The sequence below is a fragment of the Rhizobium sp. BK008 genome, from assembly GCF_014197345.1.
In the GTDB taxonomy this organism is placed as follows: domain Bacteria; phylum Pseudomonadota; class Alphaproteobacteria; order Rhizobiales; family Rhizobiaceae; genus Rhizobium; species Rhizobium anhuiense.
In genome coordinates, this window is the sequence record NZ_JACIFK010000008.1 from 317,085 (window position 1) to 338,699 (window position 21,615).

Below are 21,615 nucleotides of genomic sequence, written 5' to 3' on the forward strand. Positions count from 1 at the left end.
CCTTTATCTTATTTCACAGCGCCGAAGGTCAGGCCGCGGACGAGTTGTTTCTGGCTGAACCAGCCAAGGATCAGGATCGGCGCGATCGCCATCGTCGATGCCGCCGACAGCTTGGCATAGAACAAGCCCTCGGGGCTGGAATAGGAGGCGATGAAGGCCGTCAGCGGCGCCGCCTTCGAAGCGGTGAGGTTGAGCGTCCAGAACGCCTCGTTCCAGGCCAGGATGATGTTCAAAAGCAGCGTCGAGGCAATGCCGGGCACCGCCATCGGCGTCAGCACGTAGACGATCTCCTTCATCAGCGATGCCCCGTCCATGCGCGCCGCTTCGAGGATCTCGCCGGGGATTTCCTTGAAATAGGTGTAGAGCATCCAGACAATGATCGGCAGGTTGATCAGCGTCAGCACGATCACCAGGCCGGTGCGCGTGTCAAGCAGACCTGAATTGCGGAACATCAGATAGATCGGGATCAGTGCGCCGACCGGCGGCATCATCTTGGTCGACAGCATCCACATCAGCACGTCCTTGGTCCGCTTGGTCGGCGAAAACGCCATGGCCCAGGCGGCCGGAATGGCGATGATCAGGCCGATCAGCGTCGAGCCGAAGGAGATGATCACCGAGTTCATGAAGTGGCTGAGATAGTTCGACCGGCTCTGCACCTCGGCATAGTTTTCCGTCGTCCAATGGAAAAACAGGAACTGCGGCGGCGAGGCGATGGCGTCGGCTTCCGACTTGAAGCTGGTGAGAAAGGTCCACAGAATCGGGAAGAAGATCAGGATGCCGAGCGTCCAGGCGATTGCGGTGACGATGAGCTTGCGCTTCGTTGTGACTTTTCTGGCCATCTCAAGCCTCCAGATTCTTGCCGACGAGGCGCACGAGGAAGATCGCAACGATATTGGCGAGGATAACAGCCACGATGCCGCCGGCCGATGCGCCACCGATATCGAACTGCAGCAGCGCCTGGGCGTAGACGAGATAGGTGAGGTTGGTGCTGTCGGTACCCGGCCCGCCATTGGTGGTGACGAGGATTTCGGCGAAGACCGAAAGCAGGAAGATCGTCTGGATCAGGATCACCACGGTGATGGCGCGCGCCATATGCGGCAGGATGATGTAGATGAATTTCGAGATCGGCCCGGCGCCGTCCATCTCGGCCGCCTCCTTCTGCTCCTCATCGAGCGACTGCAGCGCCGTCAGCATGATGAGGGTGGCAAAGGGCAGCCATTGCCAGGCGACGATGAGAATGACGGAAAACAGCGGCACATTGGCCAGCCAGTCGATCGGCTGCAGGCCGAGCGCCTTGGCAAGATGGGCAAACAACCCGTTGACCGGGTTCATGAACATGTTCTTCCAGACCAGGGCTGCCACCGTCGGCATGACGAAGAACGGCGCGATCACCAGGATCCGCACGATGCCCTGGCCGTACATCGGCTGGTCGAGCAGCAGTGCAAAGGCGATGCCGCCAATGACGGTGATCAACAGCACGCCGGCGACGAGCAGCAGCGTGTTGATCAGCGCCGCGATAAAGGCCGGGTCGGACAGGAAATATTCGTAGTTCAGAAAACCGACGAAGCTTTCCATGCCGGGGCTGAGCAGATTGTAGTTCAGCAGCGAGAAATAGATCGTCATCGCCAGCGGGACGATCATCCACGCAAAGAGCAGCAGCACGGAGGGCGCAATCATCAGGCGCGCAGCGGAGCGGGTATGTAAGGTCGCCATGGCAATCACCGATCTGGACTGAAGCGGGGAGCGGCCGCAAGGCAGCTTTGTCTGAAAAAAGAGGCCGCCGATGCAGTTCGGGCAATCGGCGGCCCAGAGAGGCGGATTGTCAAGGATCCGCCTCTTGCTCGGGAGGCTTTTATTTAATGTAGCCGGCCTTGGTCATTTCGCGGGTGGCGAGCTGCTGTGCGCTCTGCAGGGCCTGGTCGACCGAAATCTGGCCGGCAAGGGCTGCCGAGAACTGCTGACCGACCGCCGTGCCGATGCCCTGGAATTCCGGGATCGCCACGAACTGGACGCCGACATAGGGGACCGGCTTGACAGTCGGCTTGCTTGGGTCGGCCGAGTTGATCGAGTCGAGCGTCGTCTTGGCGAAGGGGGCCGCCTTCTGATACTCCGCATTCGCATAGAGCGAGCTGCGGGTGCCAGGAGGTGCATTCAGCCAGCCTTCCTTTTCGGCAACGAGGTTGGTGTAATCCTTGCTCGTGGCCCAGGCGACGAACTTCTCGGCCGCTTCGGCCTTCTGCGAACCTGCCGGGATGGCGAGGCTCCAGGCCCACAGCCAGTTGCCGCGCTTGCCGAGGCCCTTATCCGGAGCGAGCGCGAAGCCGACCTTGTCGGCGACGGTCGATTCCTTCGGGTTGCTGACGAAGGATGCAGCAACGGTCGCATCGATCCACATGCCGCACTTGCCGGTCTGGAACAGCGCCAGGTTCTCGTTGAAGCCGTTGGAGGAGGCGCCCGGAGGGCCGGCATCCTTCATCAGCTTGACATAGAAGTCGAGCGTGTCCTTCCACTCGGGCTGATCGAACTGCGGCTTCCAGCTTTCATCGAACCAACGAGCGCCGAAGGAGTTGGACATGGCCGTCAGGAAGGCCATGTTCTCGCCCCAGCCGGCCTTGCCGCGAAGGCAGATGCCGTAGACTTCCTTGTCCTTGTTGGTGATCTTGCGGGCAGCGTCGGCAATGAAGTCCCAGGTCGGGGCGTCGGGCATCTTCAGGCCGGCGGCGTCGAACAGGTCCTTGCGGTACATGACCATCGAGCTTTCGCCGTAGAACGGCGCCGCATAGAGCTTGCCGTCCAGGGTCAAGCCGCTGCGGATGGCCGGCAGCAGGTCGTCGACGTCATAGTTGGCGCCGAGATTGTCGAGCGGCACCAGCCAGCCCTGCTTTGCCCAGATCGGAACTTCATAGGTGCCGATCGTCAAGACGTCGTACTGGCCGCCCTTGGTCGCGATGTCGGTCGTGACCTTCTGGCGCAGCACGTTTTCTTCGAGGGTTACCCATTCAAGGTCGATGCCGGGATTCTTCGCCTTGAAATCATCCGTCAGCTTCTGCATCCGGATCATGTCGCCGTTGTTCACGGTCGCGATTGTCAGCGTCTCGGCCGAAGCCATGCCGGCAAACGCCAGTGCTGAGCAGGCGCCCAGCAGAAAAGTTCTCAATGTCATATCTTCCTCCCAGAAGATGGAGTGTGAGCATTCGCTTTGCTCATGGGCAATTACTCAACAATCAACAAAGAATGTCAATCGGCAATCGTTGCTGCGATGCCGAAGGCGATAGTCATCTCATTGATTTAACTAGAATATTTTTTGCTCAATTCCTGAGCAAAAACTCAGCAGTTTCTTCATCGGTGATCAGAGCATTGATTTGATGGCCGACAATGGCAGCCCTGATCGCCTTGAATTTGCGCTTGCCCTTGGCCAGTCCAATGACGATCGACGCGTCGCGGGACGGGATCGGCGCCGACGCGACGCGCTCGTTGATCGGGTTGTCGAGCAACCTGCCGTCGACATCGAAGATCCAGCCGCAGATCTCGCCGACCGCGCCGCCGCGCATCAGCTCCATCATCTCGTCCTTCTCGAGAAAACCGTCGACGCAGAGCGGCCCGTCGATGCCGAGTTCGCCGATGCCGACGAAGGTAACATCGGCTTGCGCACTCATGTCGAGCGTCGAACGCACCAGTTGCTGGCCGTGCAGCAGCTCCCGTTCCTCCGCCGAGGTGACGAGCACCGGCAACGGCATCGGATAGTGCCGCGCCTTCACCGCATCGGCCATGCTGAAGATGACGTTGTAATAGGCCGCCGACCCGTCCGGGGCGATATTGCCGGTCAGCGAAACGATGCGGTGATTCGGACATTCGATCGCCGGCAGTTGGTCGACGGCCGCTTTCAGCGTGCGGCCGGTGCCGATGGCGAGGACGATTGGCTCCGGCCGTTTCAGCCACCGCTCGATCTCGGCGGCCGCCGCCTCGGCGATACCGACCGTCGTCGATGACGACGCGGGATCACTCGGCACCACCTCAACATGTTTCAGCCCGAATTTCCGGCGCAACTGACTGCCGAGTTCCAGGCAGGCGGCGATCGGATGATCGAGCCGCACCTTGATCAGGCGCTCGGCGACCGCCAGCGACACCAGCCGCTGCGCCGATTGGCGCGAGATGCCCATCGCAGCGGCGATTTCATCCTGCGTGCGCCCGGCGACGTAATAGAGCCAGCCAGCCCGAGCCGCATCGTCGAGCCGTGCAGGGGTCTCTGATCTTTTTGCCATTTAATGCCTACCGCGCAAAGTGAGCCGGCGTGCCGCCGCCGAACATGATTTGAATTTGTATCGCGCCAGATCAAAACAAAATTCCGGCAAATGTCGAGCCTGTTGCAAAGAGCCCCGCCAAATAACCGCTATCACCGATGCAAACTCCGCTCATGCAACCCCGCTTAGGCAACCCGCACTTAGCCAAACCCCACTCAGGCGAACCATTGCACGACGAGATAGATCGCCGCCTTCACCAGCCCGTAGATCACCCCGCCGGCGATGACGAGCGACACGGCCGTCATCACGAAGCCGATGAGCGCGAAGAGACCGTCACGGCCCAATATGCCGAAAGCGAAGACCGAGATCGTGATCGCCGGCAGGATGTTGCCGAGCGGGACCGGCAGCAGCAGCACGATCGACAGCAGCAGACATGCGGCCCCGGCGAGATATTCCGCCGGCGGCTCGGCAAAGATCGCAAGCCTCGGCTTCAGCATGCGCTCGGCCCAGGCGAGCCAGCGGTGAATGCGGCCGACGATATTCTCGAAATCCTCCCGCCGCATCGAACGGTCGGCAATCACCCTCGGCAGCCAGGGTTTCAGCCCGAAGGTCAATTGCGCGGCCAGGAAGACCAATGGCGCGCCGAGCACGGCCGAAGTGCCGGGCGGCGTGGGAAAGGCGTTCGGCAGCGCGAAGATCAGCATCAACGCGCTGATCGCCCTGTCGCCCATCGTGTCGAATAGATCACCGATCGAGATCCGCTCACGGCTCTGGTCGGCGGCCATCTGCCGTAAAATGGATGAGAGGCGGCGGCCTTTGGGACGTGGTCTTCGGATGGTACTGTTTTCTCTCGTATCGATGATCGTGGATCCGGCGGTTGATGAAAGTGTAGGGCCGGATTCTGGCGATGCAATATGCCAATTGAATGACTTGCGGGTTAGAAATTGTAGCTGCGATCGGAGCCGATCCCGGCTATCCAATCGCCCCACCCGTGGGCGAGATATCCGACAGAACAGCGGGGTGCCACACGGCACGCCCCTGAAGCAGCCAACACCGCCGCCGAATGAGCGCTTGAAATTCCCCGCCAACAATGCAAGCAGACGCGGAGACCAGAGAAACGGCAGAGTGCAATGATCATTTCATTCGACATCGGCGGCACCGCCATCAAAGGGGGCATCGCCCGCTCCGAGACAGACATCGTTCCCCTCGGCCGCCGCCCGACGCCGAAGGATGATTTCGCCGCTTTCGTCGAGACCCTGCGCGACATTATCGCTGAAACCGGCGAACGGCCGAGCCGCATCGCGCTTTCCATCGCCGGCGTCGTCGATCCCGATACCCAGCGCCTGATCTGCGCCAACATTCCCTGCATTCACGGCCGCACGCTCGCGGCCGACCTCGAAACCGAGCTCGGCCTTCCGGTGCTGATTGCCAACGACGCCGACTGTTTCGCCATGGCCGAAGCCGGCCTCGGCGCCGGCCGCGGCCACCGCATCGTCTTCGGCGCCATCCTCGGCACCGGCGTCGGCGGCGGCTTGGTTGCCGACGGACGCCTCGTCAATGAGGCCGGCGGTTTTGCCGGCGAATGGGGTCACGGGCCGATCATCGCATCCGCAGCAGGCAATCCACCCGTCGCCATTCCCGCCTATGCCTGCGGCTGCGGCCAGAAGGGCTGCGTCGACACCGTCGGCGGCGCTCGCGGCCTGGAGCGGCTGCATCAGACGCTGCACAATCTCGACCTTTCCAGTGAGGAGATCATCGCCCAGTGGCGCCAGGGCGAGGAGAAGGCGACACGCACGATCGACGTCTATGTCGATCTCGTCGCCTCGCCCTTGGCGCTAACGATCAACATCACCGGCGCGACCATCGTCCCGGTCGGCGGCGGGCTTTCCAATGTCGAGCCGCTGCTGGCTGAACTCGACCACGCCGTGCGCGCCCGCATCCTGCGCAAGTTCGAGCGCCCGCTGGTGGTGCGCAGCGAATGCCGCATCGAGCCCGGCCTGATCGGCGCAGCCCTGCTGGGGTTGAAGGCCGAGGCGGCCTAAATCCAGAGGACTCCCTAAAGCACCGGCCACATCCGCACGATCGCTGCGAACCGATCCCAGTCCTTGCGCGCCAAAGGCGTCCAGGCAGCCTCGGCAACGGCCGGAAGGCGCGGAAAAGCCAGCCGGTTGAAATAGGCGCGGGACAGGAAGTTCTCGGTCCAAATGCAGGCCTGGATGCCGCGCATCTTCTGCTGCAGCGCCTCCGGCAGCTCGCCCTCGGCCTCATAAGCATAGGTGTGTTCCGGCGGGCTGAACCCCGCCCAGCCCGCGCCGGGTTCGGCCCAGGCTTCGGCCTGCGCCATGTCGAGATAATAGGCCTGGCCCGGCGTCATCACCACGTCGTAGCCTTCCTGTGCCAGCTCGATGCCGACGGCAGGCTTTTCCCAGGCCATCAGCAGCGTGCCGTCGCGCTCGACGCCGCCGCCATGCGAGACCTCGTTCCAGCCGGCGAGCTTCCTGCCGCGCTCCGACAGCATGGCTTTGATACGTTTCAGGAAATAGGATTGCAGCTCGGCGGTGCCGGCAAGTTTCTCCCGCTCCATCAATGCCTTGCAGAGCGGCGAGGAAAGCCAGGAGCCCTGCGCCACTTCGTCGCCGCCGATATGAAGATATTCGCTGGGAAACAGCGCCACCATCTCGTCGAACACCTTGCCGAGGAATTCATAGGTGAATTCGACAGCCGGATTGAGGGCATTGTTGGGATAACCCTGCACCGAGCGGTAGCTGTCCGGCGCCTCCTGCCCGTCGACAAGCGCGGGTAACGACAGCAGCGTCGCGCTGCTGTGGCCGGGAATATCGATTTCCGGCACCACGTCGATGTGCAGAGAGGCCGCATGCGCAACGATCCGCCTGACATCGTCCTGGGTGTAATGGCCGGAGCGCGGTTCCGCCCCGTCGCCGAGCTGCGGCATGAGCACTTCATCAGGCCCGCGCCGCGCGCCGATCTCCGTCAGTGCGGGATAGGCCTTGATCTCCAGCCGCCAGGCTTCGTCGTCGGTCAGATGCCAGTGGAAGATGTTGAGCTTGTTCCAGGCGAGAATATCGATCAGCCGCATGATATCGGCCACCGGATAAAACTGCCTGGACACGTCGAGATGACAACCGCGCCAGTCATAACGCGGCTGGTCGGCGATCGTGCCGAAATTGGGGAATTTGAAGCTCTCACGATCGGCGCGGCCGCCATGCAGCAGCTGCGCCAGGCTGATCAGCCCGTATTGCCGCCCAGCGGCATCGGCACTCGACAGAACGATCTCATGCGCGGTGAAACGCAATTCATAGGCAAAGGCGGCGATCGAGGATTCGGTGACGAAACGAATGGCCCGTCCGCCTTTGACGGCACTGAGGGAGAACGGGACGTTGTCGGCCGGATAGAGCCGCTGGTAGAGTTCCAGAACCAGGGCGAGCGCCTTGACCGCATCGGGCCGCGTCCGCTCGGCCGAATAAAGGACGACGGGCAGCTCTCCTGCCTTCAGCCCGAGAGCCAGCGGCCAGGGCAGCAGCGCATAGGGCTCCTCGGCCCGACCCGGCGGCAGAAGCGGCGGCGCCACGCCGCCTTCCCGGCCTTCGAGCATGAGATCGCCGAAACCGACGGGAACATGGCGCCCGTCGCCAAGTGTCAGATAGGCCGATTTGATACCTGATGTCACATGTTTCGGCTCTCTGGTCAGGCCCTCGACGGTGAACCGCCAGCGCCCCCCGGGCGCCACGCTCAGGCCGTCGCTCGGTAGGAATTCGTGGAAATGCGCGAGCTGCCGTTTGAGGCTGCCGCCATCGCAGACATGTTTGTCGGCAACGCGCGTTTCCGAGGTGTAGGCCAGCGAGAAGCCGGAGAGCGGCTCGGCCGAAAGATTGAACAGCGTGAAGGTCAAGCGCCCAAAGCTGCCCTCGATCGGGCTCCAGCTTGCTTCCAGATGGTAATCGGCCATGGTCGTGCCCTGCCCCGTCGATGAATGACCGGGATCGCGACTGGACTCCCGGCGTGCTTTCCCAGCTTAGCTTTTTCGAGGCGGCAATGGAATCGGCGCGCAGGTTCAGGGCGGGCTGCAGCATGAAAACCGTTCAAAGCCTTCCAACCAGGCTCTACGGGTTCAACAGCGGTGCATCTTGGTCGGGATCTGCGGGCCTGCAAGGAAAACGGCGCGGCTTTCGCCGCGCCGTCCTCACTCTGCTGCCAACGCCGGCGGATGCCTGTCATCCGCCTCTTCCTGGATGGCGTCGGCATGCTGGCCTGGCTCGTCCTTCGCCTTCGGCTCCCGGCCGAAGAAAAGGGCGTAACCGGCGGGCAGAACCAGAATGGTGAGCACTGTGGCAACCAGGATGCCGCCCATCATCGCGTAGGCGAGCGGACCCCAGAAGACGCCGCGCGAGATCGGGATAAGCGCCAGCACGGCGGTCAGCGCCGTCAGCATGATCGGCCGGAAACGCCGCACGGCCGCGCCGACGATCGCCTCCTGCCGGTGCATGCCGGCTTTGATATCCTGGTCAATCTGGTCAACCAGGATGATCGAGTTGCGCATGATGATGCCGAGCAGCGCGATGACCCCGAGGATCGCCACGAAGCCGAAGGGCGCACCGCTGATCAGCAGTGCCGCCGCCGCACCGATAATGCCGAGCGGCCCGGTGGCGAGCACCAGCATCGCCTTGCCGAAATGCTGCAGCTGTATCATCAGCAGCACGATGATGACGGCGAGCATGATCGGCGCCTTGGCGGCGATCGACATCTGGCTTTCCGCCGCATCCTCGGCGCCGCCCTGGATCTCGACTTTATAGCCGGCCGGCAGGCTGTCGCGCAGGTCCTTCATGTCGGCATACATCTTCATCACCACATCGTTCGGCTGCACATCGTCGGGCAGCGTCGCACGCACGGTGATCGTCGGCAGGCGGTCGCGCCGCCATTCGATGCCCTGCTCCATGACCGGCACGACCTTGGCGACCTGCGAGACCGGCACGAAGCCGCCGAAGTCCGTCGGCACATAGACAGAGTTGACCGCCGACAGCAGCGAACGGCTGGCATCCGGCTCGCGGGCGACGATCGAGACCGTCTCCTCGCCGTCGCGGAAATCATCGAGCGCCGCACCCGACATGGCAGTCTGCAACATCTGGCGAACGCGCTGCGAAGTGACGCCGAGTGCCCGGGCGCGATCCTGGTCGATCACCAACTTCATCGCCGGCACCTGCTCCAGCCAATCGTCATGGATGGCGCCGAGCATCGGATTGGCCTGGAAACGCGCCTTCACCTGATCGGCGATCGCCCTGACTTCCCCGCGGTCCGGCCCCATGACGCGCATTTGCACGGGCCAGCCAGTCGGTGGGCCGAGGAAGAGGCGGTCGACCTTGCCGCGAATGTCGGGGAAGTCTTCCGCAAGGATCGTCCGCAGCTTGGTGATCAGCCGCTCGCGCGCCGGTTCGTCATTGGCCATGACGAGCAACTGGGCGAAGTTCGGATTGCGCAGCTGCTGGTCGAGCGGCAGGAAGAAACGCGGCGCGCCTTCGCCGATATAGGTGGCGATGAACTTCTTGTCGGGGTCGTCCATCATCTTGGCTTCGAGCGCCTTTGCCTGCACCTCGACTTCCTTGATGCTGGTGCCCTCGGGCAGCCAGAGATCGACGAGGATTTCCGGCCGCGAGGACTGCGGGAAGAAATTCTGCGGGATGAACTGGAAGGCCCAGAGGCTGGTGACGAAGGTGCCGAGCGTCAGAAGCAGCACGATGACCCGGTGGCGCACCGCCCAGCCGACCGTGCCGCGCAGCCGGCGATAGAAGCCGGTGTCGAAGGCATCGTGATGCTCGCCGGCGTGATGGCGCTGCTTGAGGATCATATAGCCGAGCCACGGCGTGAAGTAGACCGCGACGAACCACGAGGTCACCAGCGCGATACCGACCACATAGAACAGCGACCGCACATATTCGCCGGCCGTCGATGCGGCAAAGCCGACGGGGATGAAGCCGGCCGTGGTGATCAGCGTACCCGTCAGCATCGGGAAGGCGGTCGAGGAATAGGCGAAGCTCGCCGCTTCGATCTTGACGAGCCCCTCCTCCAGCTTTCGCTCCATCATCTCGACGACGATCATCGCATCGTCGACGAGCAGGCCGAGCGCGATGATCAGCGCGCCGAGCGAGATGCGCTGCAGGTCGATGCCGAGTTCGTACATCAGCGCGAAGGTGGCTGCGAGCACCAGAGGAATGGCGATGGCGATGACGAGGCCCGAACGCCAGCCGATCGACAGGAACGAGACAACCAGCACGATGACGAGGGCTTCGCCGAGCGCATGCATGAATTCGCTGATCGCGTCCGTCACCACGTCGGGCTGGTTGGCGATCTGATCGACCGAGACGCCATAAGGCAGCGCCTCCTCGAAGCGCTGATAGGTCGCCTCCACATCCTTGCCGACATCGGTGACGTTGAAGCCCTTGGCCATGACGACGCCGACCTGAACGCTCTCGTGGCCGTTGAAACGGTACTTGCGCTGATAGGGATCTTCGAGCCCGGAACTGACGGTGGCGATATCGCCAAGCCGCGTCACCTGGCCGCCGGCGCGAAGGCGCAGCTCGCGAATATCGGTCGCCTTCTTCACGTCGCCTTCGACGGATATGCGCACCGAGCGCAAGCCGGTATCGACGGAGCCGGCCGGATCGACATTGTTCTGGCCCTTGATGGCATTCTGCAGATCGAGGATCGTCAGGCCGCGCTCGGCGAGCGCCTTGGACGAGACGTCGATATAGATCTTCTCAGGCTGGTCGCCGATGATCACGGCCTTCTCGACGCCCGGCGTCGTCAGCAGCATGTCGCGCGCCTGGATCGCGAATTTCTTCAGTTCCGGATAGGAATAGCCGTCGCCGCTGATCGAATGCAGTGTGATGAACGTGTCGCCGAACTCGTCGTTGAAATAGGGGCCGAGCAGGCCCTGCGGCAGCTCGCTGGAGATGTCGCCGACCTTCTTGCGCACCTGGTAGAAAGCGTCCGCCACATCCTTCGAATTCGTATCGCCCTTGACCTGCAGGGTGATGATCGCACTGCCCGCCCGCGTATAGGACTTGACCCAGTCGATATGCGGAGTTTCCTGCAGCTTGCGCTCGATCTTGTTGACGACCTGATCTTCCATCTCCTGTATGGAAGCGCCCGGCCAGATCGCCTGAACGACCATGACGCGGAAGGTGAATTCGGGATCCTCGCGCTGGCCCATGCGCATCAGCCCGAGCACGCCGGTGATGATGATCAGCCCGAAGAGGAAACGGGCGATGCTCGGATGTCCGATTGCCCAGCGCGACAGGTTGAAGGGCCGCTTCTCGGTGGTGGTGGCGTCCATGGTCTTATTCCCTATCCTATGGCCCGATCAGCGGACGGTCTGGTCCGTGGCGGCCAGGGCCGACTGCTGGTCCGGCACCTTCACCTTCAGGTTTTCGCTCATGAACTGCGTGCCGGCCGCAACGACGAGATCGCCGCTGTCGAGGCCCTCGATCACATGCACGCCGTCGCCGGTGAAATCGGCGACCTTGATGTCGCGGCCATGCACAGTCGACGTATCGCGATCGACGGTCCAGACCATCTTCTTGCCGTCCTTCTCGGCGAGCGCGCTGAGCGGGATCGAGACATAGCTGTTGCCATTGCTGACATTGGCCTCGATCGTCGCCGTCATGCCGAGTAGCACCTGCGGATCGTTCGGCAAGCTCACGCGAACCGCAAAGGTGCGCGATTGCTGGTCGGCGCTACCGGAAACCTCCCGCACCTTGCCGTCGAGCACCAGCCTGTCGTCGGCCCAGAAACTGGCCTTGACTGTCTTGCCCGGCTTGAATTCGGCAATGTCGTTTTCCGGAACCGCGATCTGCACTTCCTTCTCGCCGTCGACGGCAACGGTGACGACGGCGGTGCCGGAGCCGACGACCTGGCCGGTATCGGCATTGATCGCGGTGACGATGCCGTTCTGACCGGCCTTGAGCTCGGTGTAGCTCACCTGGTTTTTCGCCTGGTCGAGCGCCGAAAGGGCGGCATCGCGCTGCGAGATCGCCTGGTCATGGCTGAGTGAGGCCTGTTCAACCTGCGACTTCGGGGCGACACTCTTGTCGAAAAGCTGCTCGGCGCGTTTGTTGACGAGATCGGTGGTTTCGACACCCCTTTCGGCCGCGGCGAGATTGGCTTCGGCCGTCCTGACCGCCAGCTGGTAATCCGTGGCGTCGACGCGGGCAAGAACATCGCCCGGTGTCACCCGGTCGCCGATATCGACGAGGCGTTCGGTGATCTTGCCGGCGACGCGGAAACCGAGGTTCATCTCCGTGCGCGCCTTGACCGAGCCGGAATAATCGAGCTTGCGCGTGTCGCTGGCCTTGGCGATCTCGACGACCTTCACCGGCCGGACGACTTGCTTGACCTCAGCCTTCTCTTCCGAGCACGCGGAAACGCCGATGCCGATCGCGCCGACGAGCGCGAGACTGGTGACGGACGGCATGCGGTAGCTGAGGGTCTTGAGCGAAAACATCTTCCGCACTCCTGGATCGTTTCGGGGGTCTCGACGGCGGCTGCCGTCCATTATTTCTTCAGCGCCCTGATCACGTAGTCGATCAGTTCGTCGACGCTTGCGCGGTTGGTTTTGGCAAGGCATTGGGCCACCATTTGCGGATGGCAGAGATTGATCGTCGCCGCGCCGAAGCAGCGCGAGGCAACGACCGGGTCCTGCTCGACGAACTCGCCGGCGGCAATGCCTTCGGCAATGATTTCGGCAATGAGATCATGGACGCGGTCGATATGTTTTTCGATGACGTGCCAGTCGCGCTCAATCGCGACGATGATCATCTCATGCACCTTCATCTCATCGAGCATCAGATCCAGCGTCAATTGATGCTGGGTCTCGACATAGCGGCGCAACCGCTCACTGGCGCTGATCGGCTGATGGCGGATGTCGTAGGCGATCTGATACGCGGTGGCGAGCATGCGCCCGCAGAGCGCCTGGTGGATTTCCACCTTGGAGGCGAAGAAACGATAGATATTGGCGGGCGACATGCCAAGATCGCGGGCAATGTCGGCCACCGTCGTCTTGCTGTAGCCATAATGCCGAAACAGCCGCTCGGCCGCATCAAGAATGCGGGTGACATTCTCCTGCCGAGTGATGTCGAGCGTGTTTTCCGCAATCTCGTCCATGATTTTCGATGCCTCGAATTACGACTGACGAATTTTGAATTTCGTCAGTCGTAAAATATCAGGCGTCACTTGTCAACATCCCTGAGCGCAGTACAGCTCTCGGCAGGACGGCCATTTGGTCGTGTGAGGGATTTTCTGAAGCAGATGGACGATGGCGATCGGGCGCACTTGAAAAGTGCCGCGACGCGAAACGCGCGCGGCACCTCATCGGCGGCCGGAAATCAGGCGAGCTTGACGTCGAGCGTGATCGGAACGGAGGCGAGCGCCTTGGACACAGGGCAACCGGCCTTGGCCTTGTTGGCAAGCTCGGTGAAGGTCGCCTCATCGGCACCGGGAATACGGCCAGAGAGCGAAAGATGGATGGCGGTGATGGCAAAGCCGCCCTCGACGCTTTCCAGCGTTACCTTGGCGGAGGTTTCCATATGCTCGGCGGTAAAGCCGGCTTCGCCGAGGATCAACGACAGCGCCATGGTGAAGCAACCGGCATGGGCTGCGCCGATCAGTTCTTCCGGGTTGGTGCCGGCAATGCCTTCGAAGCGACTTGCGAAGCCGTAGGGATAGTCCTTCAGGGCGCCGCTCTGCGTCGAGATCAGGCCTTTGCCGTCCTTGAGGCCACCGGTCCAATGGGCCGAAGCCGTACGATTGATCTGCATGCCGTCCTCCTGTTTCGATTGTGCTTTCGAGCAAGCGGCAGGGCGCCGCTCCATGCCCGCGGGAGATCAAATAGCCTTCCCGAAGGGCAATATAATGCTCTATCCGGAGAAGACGACAGGCCTGTAAAAATCAGCGAAAATCGAAGCCCTTTCAGCCGGGATGCTGCAAGACGCTGAGACCACCGTCGATCGTCAGGCAAGTGCCATTCATGAACGGGCATTCGTCCGAAATCATGAACACGGCCGCCATGGCGATCTCCTCCGGTGTCGCGATGCGCCCGCCGGGATGCAGCCTCATCGTTTCGGCCTTTGCCGCTTCCGGATCGGGGAAGCTGTTCCAGTAATCGATCACCTTCTGTGTCGAGACATAGCCCGGCGCCAGTGCGTTGACGCGGATATTGCGGGCCGCATATTCGAGACCCAGGGATTTCGTCATCCCGAGCAGGGCGTGTTTTGCCAGCGGATAGGGAAATGTGTGCGGGATGATGGTGAAAGCGTGCGTCGAGGCAATGTTGAGAATGACGCCGCCGCCCTGTTCGATCAGGCCGGGCAGCACCGCCTTGCAGCAGTTCCAGGCGCCCTTGAGATTGATGTCGAAGCAGCGGTTCCATTCCTCGTCCGTCGTCTCGAGTGGTTCGGCAAAGACATTCACCCCGGCATTGTTGACGAGCGCGTTCAGCTCTCCGATCTCTTCCTTCGCCTGGGCCACCAACGTCGTGATCGTTCCGGCATCGGTAATGTCGGCCGGCAGATAACCAAGCCGGCCGCCACTGCTCTGAAGCGCTTTCGCTGCCTTCGCCAGCCGCGCCGCATCGCGATCGACGAGAAAAACGGCGGCATCCTCCCGCATGAAAGCCTTTGCCATCGCAAGACCGATACCCTGCGCGGCACCCGTGATCAGGATGTTCTTGCCATGCAGGCGGCTGCCCATCTATCTCACCTCCGATTGAACCGGCAGTTCCGACATCAGGATCGTCACCGTGCCGGCAAGAGCCTCCCCCGGCGCAAGCCGCCTGAGCCCACCGAAATCGGGCAGGTGGTGGCCGTTCGGCAAGTGGCTCATCGGCTCGAGGCAGAAGAAGTCGCCGCGGGTGACGGGCATATAGAGCATGAAGCGATCGAGCGCACCATCGGCTTCGAGCGCCGCCTGAATTCCAAGTTCCGGCCAGGTGATAGCAGCCCGTCCGTTCCAACCCTCGAAGGCATTGTTCATCCATTTCTGCGGCAACAGCCTGCCGGACCTGAAATCGAAATCATCGGGCACGGAGCCGGGCATATCGGGAAGATGGTCGGGTCGCTCGTTCCAGTAACGATCGGCCGCAATCATCAGCCTCGTCTTTGGCGTCCGCGCGAAGAAGGGATGCTGACCGAGCCCGAAGGGAAGAGCGGTTTCGCCCCGGTTTTCCACGAAAAGTGTCAGCACCAGCGCATTGCCGGCGAGACGGATCTCCTGCCGGGTGAGATAGGCATAAGGTGAAACACTGTCGGCGCCCCGGGAAAAGCAGAACTGCGCGTGCTCCGGGCTCGAGTCTTCAAGCTGCCAGAGGCTGAGCCAGCCATCGCCATGCCGATAGAGCGAATCGGCAGTATTCGGCTGGAAGGTATAGTCGCGACCGGCAAAGGACATGACATTGCCTTCCACGCGGTTGCCGAACGGCACCATCGCGAAATTCGCCATCGTTTCTTCAGGCCCGCCGGCCGCAACGAGAAAGGGCACGTCCCGATATGTTGCGGCGGTGACGGCGGCACCCCGATGGCTGACCCGGACGACGAGGTCGCCGTGCCGCAATTCGATTTCGTCGCCGGCTCTTCCTTGGTTCATCCGCGTCGCCCCGCAGCTGAAGACCTCAAATTGTCGAGCAGCACCGCGATCAGCAGGATCAGCCCACGTACGACATATTGATAGAATGCCTGGATATTCAAGAGGTTCATGACATTTTCGGCAATGCCCATGATCAGCACGCCGACGATCACACCGCTCATCGCCGCCCTGCCGCCGGCCAGCGAAACACCGCCGAGAACGCAGGCCGAAATCACCGAGAGTTCGAGTCCCGTCGCTGCATTCGGCTGGCCGGAGGTGATGCGCGAGGCAAGCAGGATGCCGGCAACGCCGCAGACGAGACCCTGCAGCGCAAAGATCCAGATGCGCATGTTGACGACGTTGACGCCCGCAAGCCGCGAGGCCTCGGGATTGCCGCCGATCGCCAGGGTGTTCTTGCCGAAGACGGTGCGGTTGAGAACGAAACCGAAGAGGATGAAAAGGATCAGCATGATCCAGATCGGCGTCGGCACGGTCAGGAAACGCGACAGGGCAAGCTGGTAGAAGGCAGGATCGTTGATGCCGACGGCGCGACCATCCGAGGCGATCAGCGCCAGCCCGCGCACGATCTGCATGGTCGCCAGCGTGGTGATCAGCGCATTGATGCGAAAGCGGGCGATGACGATGCCGTTGACGAAGCCGACGAGGGCGCCGCACAGCAAGGCGGCGAGCAGCCCGAGGGGAATGGAGCCCGTCGCATTCGAGACCATCACCGCGATCATGCCGGAGAAGGCGACGATCGATCCGACTGAAAGGTCGAAATCGCGAGACGCCAGGCAGAACATCATCGTACAGGCGACGATGCCGATCGTGACGACCGACTGAAGCAGCCCCAGCATGTTTCGCTCGGTCAGAAAGTTCGGCACGAAGAGCGAGACGATCACGAAGGCAGCAGTGAAGATCACCACCAGTCCCTGTTCGCCGAGAAGGATTTTTTTCACCGAATGCATCGTCCGTGTTCCCAGTCTTAAATGGTGCCTGCGGCATTCTTGTCGGGGAGCGCCGCCGTCAGGATGCTGCGCTCGTCGAAATCTTGGCGGGCGACATTGGCCGCCACCCTGCCCTGGCACATCACCATGATGCGATCGGAGATGCCCATGACTTCGGGCAACTCGCTTGAAATCACCACGATCGCCATACCGCCGGCGGCAAGCTCGTAGAGGATTTCGTAGATTTCCGATTTCGCCCCGACGTCGATGCCGCGCGTCGGCTCGTCGATGACGAGAACCTGGATGCCCTGCTCGGACAGCCAGCGGCCGAGAATGACTTTCTGCTGGTTGCCGCCGGAGAGATTGATGATGTCCTGCTTGCGCGACGGCGTTCGCACCCGAAGCTTGGCGATGAACTGGTCGGCGAGCGCCGCCTCTTGTCTCAGGCTCAGAATGCCGAAGGGCGAAAAATGCCGGCGCGACGAGATCGCGATATTCTCTTCGATCGATCGGCCCTGGACGATGCCGTCGAACTTGCGGTCCTCGGGGCACAGCACCATGCCGGCATTGATCGCCGCTTTCGGATTGTTCGGCGAAACGGCGACGCCGTCGATCGTCACTTGGCCCTGATGCCGGGCATCGGCGCCGTAAAGCAGCCGCGCCATCTCGCTGCGGCCGGCGCCGATCAGACCGAAGAAGCCGAGAATCTCGCCCTGGCGGACCGAAAAGCTGATCGGGTGGCGCAGCCTCGGCCCCGACAGGCCCTTGACCTCTAGCCGAACGGCGCCGAGCGGACGTTCGCGCCATCCCCAGACATTGCTGATCTCGCGTCCGACCATTTCCGAGATGATCTGTTCGCGCGTCGTTTCGCCGATTTGAGGATGGTGGGCGGCAAGCTTGCCGTCGCGCAGCACCGTCAGGCTGTCGCAAAGCCTGAAAATTTCGTCGAGACGATGCGAGACATAGAGGATGACAGTTCCCTTCGCCTTCAGTGTCTCGATGAGAGAAAACAGGATCTCGCTTTCGCGCGAGGAAAGCGAGGAGGTCGGCTCGTCGAGCGCGATTACCCGTGCATCGAGCATGACGGCCTTGGCGATCTCGACCATCTGCCGCGCGCCGATCGAAAGTGAGGCAACCTTGGCCGCGGGATCAACTTCGATGCCGATCTCTTCCAGCTTCGTGCGCACCGTCTCGATCAACGTCTTCGAATGGATGACGCCGCCCTTGGCCGGAAAGCGCCCAAGCCAGAGATTTTCGGCGACCGTCAACTCCGGAACGAGCTGTAGTTCCTGATGGATGACGATGACGCCGGCATGGAAGGCGTCGCGGACGGAGCCGTATTTCTGCTCCTCGCCGTCGATGAGGATGGTGCCGCTATCGGCGGCCTGGTCGCCTGACAGCACCCGGATCAGCGTCGATTTACCGGCGCCGTTTTCGCCCATCAGGCCGTGGACGGCGCCCTTCTCGACAGGGAAGGAAACATCCGCCAGCGCCTGCACGCCGGGATAACCCTTGGAAATATTGTTGAATTCGAGGAAAGCCATCGTCGCTCCGTCGAGAAAGACCCGGCGGCGCTGAGCGGCCGCCGGGCATACATCATCCTCAAAGGACGATCACTCGATGCCAAGATCCTTGCGAACCTTGTCGTAATCGCCGCGCAGCGCCAGGGAACCGGCGGTCAGCGTCAGTTTTGCCGGCTCCTTGCCGTTGGCGATCCAGTCATACATGTTGAGCGCCGTCTCATAGCCGTGACGCTTCGGTGAGATGATGACGGTGCCGAAGAAGCCCGTCGCAGCCGGCTTCTTGAATTCGTTGATCGCCGATTCCGCGCCGCCGATGCCGACACCGATGACGTTGGCCGCCGGAATGCCGACCGACTCGGAGGCACGGACGGCGCCGAGAACGGCTTCGTCGTTGAGGCCGAAGGCGACCCAATATTTCACATCAGCATGTTTGTTGAGAACGGTGGTTGCCGCATTGAGCGCCGCTTCCGTGTCGGTCTTTGCCTGCGGCGCGTCATAGATGTTCTCGGCCGGGAAGCCGGCGGACTTCAGCACCGAGATCGCCCCTTCGACGCGGTCGACGGCAGTCGGTAGCTGGTCGTAGGAGACCCGCACCGCACCGACATTTTTCATATCCCAGCCGCGCTTCTTGATTTCGTCGACGATGGCCTGGCCGACGGTCTCGCCGATCTTGGTGGCAGAAATGCCCATATGCGGTACGTCTTCCAACGGCTTGCCATCGGCGCTGACGAGGCGGTCGTCGACCGTCATCAGCTTCAGTTGGTTGGCTTCAGCCTTGGCGACAATGCCGGGGCCGAGTTTGACGTCGGGCGTGCAGATGATGAAGCCCTGCGCACCCTGGGCGCCGAGATTGTCGATTGCCGACTGCACCTTCTCGCCGTCTTCGGCGCCGATCTTGACGACGGTGAAGCCTTTTTCCTTGGCGGCCTGGTCGGCGAATTTCCATTCGTCCTGGAACCACGGCTCCTCGGGCTGCTTGACGATGAACCCAATCTTGACGTCTGCGGAAAATGCCGAGCCGGCCGCCAGAATGGCGAAGGTGCCAGCCAGGATGGCTGCTTTGAACAAGCGCATGTCTCTCTCCCTGAACTCTAAAAACCGAGCAGCTGCCTCCCCGGCAGCGCCCTATGAATTATGATAAATCATCATACCAGTCAATTGCCAATGTATGATGATTGGAATAATAGGATTATTGACGAGAGGCCGGGAGGAAGCGTCGCAAAGCGGATCGAATTCGGATAATGAGGTTCGATTGCTTCGCGCCGGAGATAGAGCGGAGAGGTGAGTTGGAAACAATCGAGCGACAGGACGCGGCCGAAAAGCGCCGACCGCGCGTAGGCCGCAACGTCACGGCGGCGATCGCTCAGGATATCTGCGCGGACCGCTATCCCTCAGGCACGCCGCTGCCGCGCGAGAACGACCTGTGCGAGCTCTACGGCGTCAGCCGCACCGTCATTCGCGAATCGCTGAAGGTGCTGGAATCAAAGGGCCTCGTCCGCGGCAAACCGCGGGTCGGAACCACCGTCTGCGACCGGGACGACTGGAATATACTCGATGCCGACGTGCTCGAGTGGATCGGCCCTTACATCAAGGATTTCGACCTGCTCGGCTGCATTCTCGAAGCCCGCCGCACCATCGAGCCGGCAGCTGCGGAATATGCCGCCGAGCGGGCCAGCGCCCAGGAGATCGCCGATCTCGACAAGGCCTGGCGGCAGATGCGCGACAGTGCCCGCGACCCGGAAAGCTTCACCGAGGCCGATGTCATGTTCCATACGGTGCTGCTCACCGCCAGCCACAACCAGGTCTTCCGCCGCCTGTCGAGCGCCATCCATGCGGCGCTGAAATATGCGCTGCATGCCTCCAACATCGCCGTCGAGAATCGCGAGGATGCGGTCATCGTTCACGGCCAGTTGGTAGAGGCCCTGCGCATGCGCGACAAGGCGGGCGCCCGCGAATGCGCCAACCGCATGCTCGATCTTGCGGTGCGCGACCTTGCCGCCGCCGAAAAGGCGATCGGCAGAACGAAATGATGGATCACCACCTGCGGACATGCCGATCGCAAACCCGGGAAGAGACTGAAAGACAGCGATGAAGATCACCAAACTCACCACTTATATCGTGCCGCCGCGCTGGCTGTTTTTGAAGGTCGAGACCGACGAGGGCATCGTCGGCTGGGGCGAACCGGTCGTCGAGGGCCGGGCGCTGACTGTTCAGGCGGCCGTCCACGAACTGGAAGACTATCTGATCGGCAAGGATCCCTTCCTGATCGAGGACCACTGGACCGTGATGTATCGCGGCGGCTTCTATCGCGGCGGCGCCGTTCATATGAGCGCGATCTCGGGCATCGACCAGGCGCTCTGGGACATCAAGGGCAAGGCGCTCGGCCAGCCGATCCATTCGCTCCTCGGCGGCCAGCTCCGTGATCGTATCAAGGTCTATTCCTGGATCGGCGGCGACCGTCCCTCGGATGTCGCCAACAATGCCAGGGAGGTGGTTGCCCGCGGTTTCAAGGCGATCAAACTCAATGGCTGCGAGGAGATGCAGATCGTCGACACCAACGAGAAGGTGGAGAAGGCAGTCGAAACCATCGCCGCCATCCGCGAAGCGATCGGCCCGCATATCGGCATCGGCGTCGATTTCCACGGCCGTGTGCACAAACCGATGGCGAAGGTTCTCGCCAAGGAGCTCGATCCCTACAAGCTGATGTTTATCGAGGAGCCGGTGCTTTCGGAAAACAAGGAAGCGCTGCGCGATATCGTCAACCATACCTCGACGCCGATCGCGCTCGGCGAACGGCTCTTTTCGCGCTGGGACTTCAAGCAGGTTCTGTCCGACGGCTATGTCGACATCATCCAGCCGGATCTCTCCCATGCCGGCGGCATTACCGAATGCCGCAAGATCGCGGCGATGGCCGAAGCCTATGACGTGGCGCTGGCGCCGCATTGCCCGCTCGGCCCGATCGCGCTCGCCGCCTGCCTGCAGGTCGATGCCGTCAGCTACAACGCCTTCATCCAGGAACAGAGCCTCGGCATCCACTACAACAAGGGCAACGACATCCTCGACTACATCTCCAACAAGGAGGTGTTCCACTATGCCGATGGTTTCGTTTCGATCCCGCAGGGTCCCGGCCTCGGCATCGAGGTCGACGAGGCTTATGTCATCGAACGCGCCAAGGAGGGCCATCGCTGGCGCAACCCGATCTGGCGGCACGCCGACGGCAGCTTCGCCGAGTGGTGAGAGCGCATAACCCCGAAAATCGGAACCGATTTTCGGAAA

18 protein-coding genes are annotated in these 21,615 nt (G+C 62.0%); 3 read left to right on the forward strand and 15 right to left on the reverse strand.

Translation table 11 applies throughout. From position 1 onward, the window contains the following. Window positions 1-8 precede the first annotated feature (8 nt). The 5 genes from FHT69_RS27510 to FHT69_RS27530 form a co-directional block, all read right to left on the reverse strand. Entirely contained in the window at window positions 9-839 is an 831-nt protein-coding gene (locus FHT69_RS27510; RefSeq protein ID WP_018483649.1) for a carbohydrate ABC transporter permease, read from the reverse strand. A gap of 1 nt (window position 840) precedes the next feature. Then, entirely contained in the window at window positions 841-1,713 is an 873-nt protein-coding gene (locus tag FHT69_RS27515; protein WP_047616221.1) for a carbohydrate ABC transporter permease, read from the reverse strand. Window positions 1,714-1,852: 139 nt separating this feature from the next. Beyond that, on the reverse strand, window positions 1,853-3,163 hold the full coding sequence (locus tag FHT69_RS27520; protein WP_183906217.1) for a sugar ABC transporter substrate-binding protein: 1,311 nt from the start codon (window positions 3,161-3,163) through the stop codon (window positions 1,853-1,855). A 145-nt stretch (window positions 3,164-3,308) separates the two neighbouring features. After that, complete coding sequence (locus FHT69_RS27525) at window positions 3,309-4,262, reverse strand: sugar-binding transcriptional regulator (protein ID WP_047616217.1); 954 nt, start codon at window positions 4,260-4,262, stop codon at window positions 3,309-3,311. Between the two features lie 194 nt (window positions 4,263-4,456). Continuing rightward, window positions 4,457-5,026 carry an exopolysaccharide biosynthesis protein gene (locus FHT69_RS27530; protein ID WP_244604804.1) on the reverse strand — a complete coding sequence of 190 codons (570 nt, stop codon included), beginning with the start codon at window positions 5,024-5,026 and terminating at the stop codon, window positions 4,457-4,459. Between the two features lie 345 nt (window positions 5,027-5,371). Between FHT69_RS27530 and FHT69_RS27535 the strand changes: the two genes are divergently transcribed. Beyond that, a complete protein-coding gene (locus FHT69_RS27535) occupies window positions 5,372-6,283 on the forward strand; it encodes an ROK family protein (protein WP_063475271.1) in 912 nt (303 codons plus the stop codon). A gap of 14 nt (window positions 6,284-6,297) precedes the next feature. Here FHT69_RS27535 and FHT69_RS27540 read toward each other — a convergent pair whose 3' ends face one another. From FHT69_RS27540 to FHT69_RS27585, 10 genes are all read right to left on the reverse strand, one after another. Beyond that, entirely contained in the window at window positions 6,298-8,208 is a 1,911-nt protein-coding gene (locus FHT69_RS27540) for a beta-N-acetylhexosaminidase (protein ID WP_168332552.1), read from the reverse strand. A gap of 234 nt (window positions 8,209-8,442) precedes the next feature. Continuing rightward, on the reverse strand, window positions 8,443-11,589 hold the full coding sequence (locus tag FHT69_RS27545) for an efflux RND transporter permease subunit (protein WP_047616212.1): 3,147 nt from the start codon (window positions 11,587-11,589) through the stop codon (window positions 8,443-8,445). A gap of 27 nt (window positions 11,590-11,616) precedes the next feature. After that, window positions 11,617-12,756 carry an efflux RND transporter periplasmic adaptor subunit gene (locus FHT69_RS27550; protein ID WP_183906218.1) on the reverse strand — a complete coding sequence of 380 codons (1,140 nt, stop codon included), beginning with the start codon at window positions 12,754-12,756 and terminating at the stop codon, window positions 11,617-11,619. Window positions 12,757-12,806: 50 nt separating this feature from the next. Further along, complete coding sequence (locus tag FHT69_RS27555; RefSeq protein WP_047616208.1) at window positions 12,807-13,415, reverse strand: TetR family transcriptional regulator; 609 nt, start codon at window positions 13,413-13,415, stop codon at window positions 12,807-12,809. Window positions 13,416-13,636: 221 nt separating this feature from the next. Further along, the gene (locus FHT69_RS27560; RefSeq protein WP_047616206.1) at window positions 13,637-14,068 is read right to left on the reverse strand and encodes an OsmC family protein; all 432 of its coding nucleotides are present in this window, start codon (window positions 14,066-14,068) and stop codon (window positions 13,637-13,639) included. 151 nt (window positions 14,069-14,219) lie between these two features. Beyond that, window positions 14,220-14,999 (reverse strand): SDR family oxidoreductase, encoded by a 780-nt coding sequence (locus tag FHT69_RS27565; RefSeq protein ID WP_047616204.1) that lies wholly within the window; start codon window positions 14,997-14,999, stop codon window positions 14,220-14,222. Continuing rightward, on the reverse strand, window positions 15,000-15,890 hold the full coding sequence (locus tag FHT69_RS27570; protein WP_097543060.1) for an aldose 1-epimerase: 891 nt from the start codon (window positions 15,888-15,890) through the stop codon (window positions 15,000-15,002). Beyond that, entirely contained in the window at window positions 15,887-16,837 is a 951-nt protein-coding gene (araH, locus tag FHT69_RS27575; protein WP_047616201.1) for an L-arabinose ABC transporter permease AraH, read from the reverse strand. The genes FHT69_RS27570 and araH overlap by 4 nt, the downstream gene beginning before the upstream one ends. Before the next feature lie 17 nt (window positions 16,838-16,854). Continuing rightward, a complete protein-coding gene (araG, locus tag FHT69_RS27580; RefSeq protein ID WP_063475267.1) occupies window positions 16,855-18,360 on the reverse strand; it encodes an L-arabinose ABC transporter ATP-binding protein AraG in 1,506 nt (501 codons plus the stop codon). A 69-nt stretch (window positions 18,361-18,429) separates the two neighbouring features. After that, window positions 18,430-19,413, reverse strand: coding sequence for an arabinose ABC transporter substrate-binding protein (locus FHT69_RS27585; protein WP_063475266.1), 984 nt, complete (start codon window positions 19,411-19,413; stop codon window positions 18,430-18,432). Window positions 19,414-19,625: 212 nt separating this feature from the next. Between FHT69_RS27585 and FHT69_RS27590 the strand changes: the two genes are divergently transcribed. Both FHT69_RS27590 and dgoD read left to right on the forward strand, forming a co-directional pair. After that, on the forward strand, window positions 19,626-20,369 hold the full coding sequence (locus FHT69_RS27590; RefSeq protein ID WP_047616196.1) for a FadR/GntR family transcriptional regulator: 744 nt from the start codon (window positions 19,626-19,628) through the stop codon (window positions 20,367-20,369). Between the two features lie 58 nt (window positions 20,370-20,427). Then, the gene (gene dgoD / locus FHT69_RS27595) at window positions 20,428-21,576 is read left to right on the forward strand and encodes a galactonate dehydratase (RefSeq protein ID WP_047616194.1); all 1,149 of its coding nucleotides are present in this window, start codon (window positions 20,428-20,430) and stop codon (window positions 21,574-21,576) included. The last annotated feature ends 39 nt before the right edge of the window (window positions 21,577-21,615 follow it).